This is a genomic window from Bradyrhizobium sp. P2_E8 (assembly GCF_056403875.1).
Genome location: NZ_JBFUES010000763.1, coordinates 1 through 3,778 on the forward strand (window position 1 = coordinate 1; position 3,778 = coordinate 3,778).

4 protein-coding genes are annotated in these 3,778 nt (G+C 65.1%); 2 read left to right on the forward strand and 2 right to left on the reverse strand.

All coding sequences use genetic code 11. From position 1 onward, the window contains the following. Together AC1D00_RS31300 and AC1D00_RS31305 are read right to left on the reverse strand one after the other, a co-directional pair. Positions 1 to 307: gamma carbonic anhydrase family protein (locus AC1D00_RS31300; protein WP_477013316.1), on the reverse strand; the 307-nt coding region annotated here is incomplete at its 3' end. Between the two features lie 92 nt (positions 308 to 399). After that, positions 400 to 729 (reverse strand): DUF6949 family protein, encoded by a 330-nt coding sequence (locus tag AC1D00_RS31305; protein ID WP_092191516.1) that lies wholly within the window; start codon positions 727 to 729, stop codon positions 400 to 402. A 222-nt stretch (positions 730 to 951) separates the two neighbouring features. Here AC1D00_RS31305 and AC1D00_RS31310 point away from each other — a divergent pair, with 222 nt between their 5' ends. Together AC1D00_RS31310 and AC1D00_RS31315 are read left to right on the forward strand one after the other, a co-directional pair. Next, the gene (locus AC1D00_RS31310; RefSeq protein WP_477013317.1) at positions 952 to 1,659 is read left to right on the forward strand and encodes a hypothetical protein; all 708 of its coding nucleotides are present in this window, start codon (positions 952 to 954) and stop codon (positions 1,657 to 1,659) included. Between the two features lie 321 nt (positions 1,660 to 1,980). Continuing rightward, positions 1,981 to 3,778, forward strand: a 1,798-nt coding sequence (locus AC1D00_RS31315) for a caspase family protein (protein ID WP_477013318.1), incomplete at its 3' end; no start/stop codon positions are given.

The window sequence follows — 3,778 nt, forward strand, 5'->3', positions numbered from 1 at the left end:
AGCCCATGCCGACCAATGCACCCTCTTCGATCGTGCAGCCGTGCAGGATGACGTTGTGGCCGACGGTGCAGTTCTTGCCGATGACGAGCGGAAAGCCGAGATCGGTGTGGCAGGTCGAGCCGTCCTGCACGTTGGCGCCCTCGCCGATCTCGATCCATTCATTGTCGCCGCGCAGCACCGCGCCGAACCAGACGCTGGCACCCGGCTTCAGGCGCACGCGGCCGATCACGGTCGCCGTCTCAGCGATGAAATAGTTGCCGTCGGCGGGAAGATCGGGCGCCTGCCCGTCGAGCTCGTAGATCGCCATGGAGGACTCCTGTCACGTCGACCACAGCCATAGCGAAAGCACGGTGACGACGCAAAGGGCCGCTCGGCCGGCCACGCGCGAGGTTGCGAGCGTCAGACCAGAACGCCGGCCGCGCGCAGCGTCATCAGGAAGAAGGTGCCGCTCATCATGCTCCAGAAGCCGGCGATGAGGGTCGCCATCATCACGAATTCGACGCGGCGGCTTTCCACCCGCATGCCGCGGAGCGTGTTGCGCATGATGATGAAGGGCGCGGCGAACACCAGGAACGGCACCGCCGCGAAGGTCTTCGGGGCCACGCCGTCCTGCAACAGGCCGAAGCCGGCGGGCCGCTGCGCGACCGCCTGGTATCCGTTCACGAGCGCGCCCGCGAGCGCGAAACCGATGCCAATCGAGAAGAAGGTATTGAGAGCTTCAGGTGTCATCGGAACAGTCCGCCCATACGCAACGCCGGAGCCTTCCTGTGACAAATGGTGCCGGTTAACGCTACATTATCCTTAAGGGAAGGTTAACGCCGCCGGCCATCTCGCGCAGGGCCCTCCCCCTTCCCCGCAGCCGGGGAACGCTCCGCGAAATCGCCGCCACATGGCATATTCGCCCCTGATTCGTCGGCCATCGGCCGACCTCCGGCTTACCTCGCGCAACTCATGACGTTGTTTTCGGCAGTTCCCCTCAGGTCCCCCCGGACGCGCACCCGGGCGCATATCGTCCCGATCGTGCTCGGCGGCGCCGCGACGGTGTGCGCAGTCGCGCTCGTCGCCTATCTGTTGTGGCCGACCTGGGGCCCGAGCGGCGCCAACGCTCCGGACAAGCTGCCGGTGAGCGTCGGCGGTACGCTGTTCAACCTGCCGACGACGGCGATCCGCATGAAGATCCAGCGCCACACCGGGCCGCAGGAACGCATCGATCTCGACTTCCTGTATCCCTCGCTGGAGCCGCCCGGCGCGCCGAAGCACGTCACCGCCGACACAGTGGATGCGGCATTGCTGCCGATCGACCGCATCTTCCTGTCGATCGCGGCCCATCACGATGCGCTCTCGCCCGAGCAGCGGACAGCCACGATCTATCCGCGTTATCTCGACCAGGCCGCGACGATGCCCGAGGACGGCCTGACGATGCGGATGTTCCGTGCCGACACCCCCTACGGCAGCGAGGACCTCTATTCTGCCGCAAGCCCCGCGCTGACCGCACGTTGCACGCGCGATGCGGCCACGCCCGGCATGTGCCTCTCCGAGCGCCGCGTCGGCGGCGCCGACCTCACCTTCCGCTTTCCGCGTAGCTGGCTGTCGCAATGGCGCGATGCGGCGGAGGCGATGGATCGGCTGACGGCGCAGTTGCGGGGACCGAAAGGCTGAACGTGCTTTTTTTGCCGCGGCAAGGTTCGCCGACGCAACGGGCCTGAGCCCTCCGGCAAAAACATCGAAAACAACCCCATGCACAGTAGCCAAGCGCCCGCTCGACTTCGCATTTTTCGAAGCCGAACTTGACCCGTCGGGCAAAACAGGGACATGATGCCATCATGGGGAAGATCGGTTTGAATGGCTGCGGCTACGCATCACTCACCCGGTGCCCATTTGCTGGGATAAGCGCACGGATGTGTGACTGATATCACTGACCGTAGATGGCGTTTGGCCATTCTGCCAATAATCTGACGCTATTGCATTCGGGGGGCTGGAATGCGGCTTCGGCTGTTTGTTTTACTCATTCTTGCGACCTGGCTTGGGACCGGCTCGGCGCTGGCCGAGAAGCGCGTCGCGCTCGTCATGGGCAACTCAGCCTACAAGAACGTGGCGAGGCTCGCGAACCCCGCGAACGACGCCGCGCTGGTCGCCGGCATGTTCAGGAAGGCCGGCTTCGAGACGGTCGACATCAAGCTCGACCTGAACGTCGCCGAGATGCGCAAGGCGTTGCGCGATTTTGGCGGCAAGGCCCGCGAGGCGGACGTTGCGGTCGTCTACTATGCCGGTCACGGAATTGAGCTGGACGGCACCAACTACCTGATCCCCACCGACGCGACGCTCGAGACCGACAGCGATGTCCTCGACGAAACGCTGCCGCTGGATCGGGCCTTGTTCGCCGTCGAACCTGCCAAGCAGCTCCGGCTTGTCATCCTGGATGCCTGTCGCGACAATCCCTTCGCCAAGACCATGAAGCGAACGATTGCGGCCCGCGCCATCGGCCGCGGCCTCGCCAAGGTCGAGCCGACCAGCCCGAACACCATGATCGCCTTCGCGGCAAAGGCAGGCTCGACCGCCTCGGATGGCGACGCCAAGAACAGCCCGTTTGCCACCGCTCTCGTCGAACGTCTGCCGATGCCGGGCCTCGACCTGCGCAAGGCCTTCGGCTTCGTGCGCGACGATGTGCTCAAAAACACCGGCTACAAGCAGGAGCCCTATGTCTACGGTTCGCTCGGCGGCGATGACGTGCCGCTGGTTGCCGCGAAGCCGGTCGTGGCCGGGCCGCAGGCCAACCCCGACAGCGAAATCCGGCGCGACTACGAACTGGCGCTTCAGCTTGGCACGCGCGATGTGTGGACCGCTTTTCTCAATCGTTATCCGAGCGGGTTCTACACCGATCTGGCAAAGGCGCAGCTGAACCGGATTGCCGCCGAGGATGCGCGTGCGGCGGCCGCTGATAAGGCCCGGCAAGCCGAAGAAGAGAAGCTTCGGCTTTCGGCGGAGCGGGCCAAGAAAGCAGAGCAGGACAAGGCCGCAGCCGCCGCCAAAGCTGCTGAAGACGCCAAGGCAGCGGCGGAGAAGGCCAAGCAGGTCGAGGAGGCCAAGGCGGCCGCCGCCGAGCAGCGGCGGAAGGAAGCCGAGGCCGCAGCGGCCAAGGCCCTGGCTGACAAGCAAGCCGCCGAGAAGGCGCTCGCCGAGAGGCTAGCGAGCGAAAAGGCTGCCGTCGAGCTGGCTGCCAAGCAGCAGGCTAGCGAGAAGCAGCAAGTTGCCGACACCGCGCAGAGGGTTGCGGCTGTCGCACCGACCTCATCGCCGCCGAGCCTGTCTCCGCAAGAGACGGCGAAGCTGGTTCAGTCCGAACTGCGCCGCGTCGGCTGTCTGGCGGCCGCTGCCGATGGCGACTGGAATGCGTCATCGCAACGCTCGCTGACGCTGTTCAACAAATATGCCGGAACGAAGTTCGACGCCAAGCTCGCAAGCTTCGACGCCCTTGACGCGATCAAGAGCAAGCAAGGACGCGTCTGCCCGCTGGTCTGCGACCACGGCTTCAAGGCCGCCGGCGACGCTTGCGTGAAGATCGCCTGCCGCGCCGGCTATCGCGTCAATGACGACAATGAATGCGAGAAGGTCCAGGACAAGAAACCGGTTGCGACCCGCGAGGATGCCAAGCCGCGAGACGACGAGAGAAAGAAGGTTGAAGCCGCGCCCTCGAAGCCGCAGGCTGCTGGACAGATGTTCTGTGGACAGGCTGGCTGCAGGCCGGTGCAAAAAGGCTGTCGCCTGGAAAGCGCCCGAC